This window comes from Nocardia sp. alder85J, assembly GCF_020176955.2.
Classification (GTDB): Bacteria; Actinomycetota; Actinomycetes; order Mycobacteriales; family Mycobacteriaceae; genus Nocardia.
Map to the genome: position 1 here is coordinate 123,431 of NZ_JAIUCZ020000003.1, position 1,239 is coordinate 124,669.

1 protein-coding gene is annotated in these 1,239 nt (G+C 70.5%); it reads right to left on the minus strand.

Annotated elements, in window-relative coordinates:
• Positions 1-26: 26 nt before the first annotated feature.
• Entirely contained in the window at positions 27-1,181 is a 1,155-nt protein-coding gene (locus LBW94_RS12055) for a type VII secretion system-associated protein (protein WP_225057782.1), read from the minus strand.
• Between the last annotated feature and the right edge of the window lie 58 nt (positions 1,182-1,239).

Here is a 1,239-nt window from a genome sequence, read left to right on the forward strand (position 1 = left end):
TCGGCACTGCGGGTCCGGGTGCGTCGCTACTGCGCGGCGCCGAGGGCCACCGGCTCCAGACCGGTGTAACGGGCGAAGTAGGTGATCACGTCGGCGGACCCCATGGTGTCCGGCAGATCCGGTAGCAGCACGGTGAAATGCGACTGCTCCACTCCGTCGTCACCGGCCAGCCCGATCACCTGCCCGGGGCGCAATCGCAGCACCATGAACGGGATGTCACCGGTCGCGGTGAACTGCGCGTGCACCGCCGCTTCCAGTTCGTCGCGTGGCACCTCGAGTCGCGCGATGGGCACGCTCGCTCCCGGCGACGGCCAGTCCCGGCCGTCGATCGCCATCAGCGCCGGCGACGGCCAGGGCTGCCGCCGCTCGAGCTCGGCGGTCAGCCGGGCGAGGAAGTCGAGCACCTCCGGCTCGTCGTGGTCACCCACCCGGGCCAGCGCCTCGCCGGGCACCGCCCCCGCGGCCACCACCTCCCGCAGTGCCGGATAGAACTCCTCGACCGTCGCCGGGTAGCTCACGCGGTCGATCAGATCGTCGGCGGCATGGCCCATCATCTCGTCGGACAGGTCGCCGACATACGCGATCGACTCGCACAGCATGCTCACCGGATCTTCCGGCCCACCGAACTCCGGCTCCGGATCCGGCAGCGGCACCCCCGCGAACGCCTCCTTGAGCGCCGTGGCCAGCAGCCGCATCGAGGCCGGGGCGCCGGGATTGAGCAGGACATCGATGCCCTCGTCGGGCAGCGCGCCGACCAGCTCCACCGCGTGCACCTCGGCCCACTGCTGGACCTCGACGCGATGCCGGTGCGCCGGAGCGGTGGTGACCAGCACACACGGCACCCCGTCCGGCGAGGAGTCGATCACCGGATTCTCGTCCTCGTCGACCGCGACGCCGACCACGGCTTCGCGCAGCGTCGACATCAGCTCGTCGGATCCGGCCTTGCCCTGGGTGATCAGTTGCAGGGTCGCGTCGACGGGATCGGTGGGCGAGGTCGGAGTGGACGGCTCGTAGTCCGGATTGGCGTGGAACCGGCCGACTTCACCGTCGGCGTCGACGAACCAGCCGCCGACCACCGCTTCGGCCGGCGGGCGGGCGCCCTCCTCGGCGGGCTGCCAGGCCGGGTCGATCATGAACACCCATTCCGGGTCGGTCCTCGGATCTACCTGTTCCTCGGTCATTACCATGCCTTTTCTCGTCGTCGGGTGCATTCAACCATGGTCGCGGCCTGCACCGGGG

Excerpts from the sequence above, each read along its gene's own strand:
- LBW94_RS12055 (WP_225057782.1), bottom strand. The coding sequence starts at position 1,181 with ATGACCGAGGAACAGGTAGATCCGAGGACCGACCCGGAATGGGTGTTC.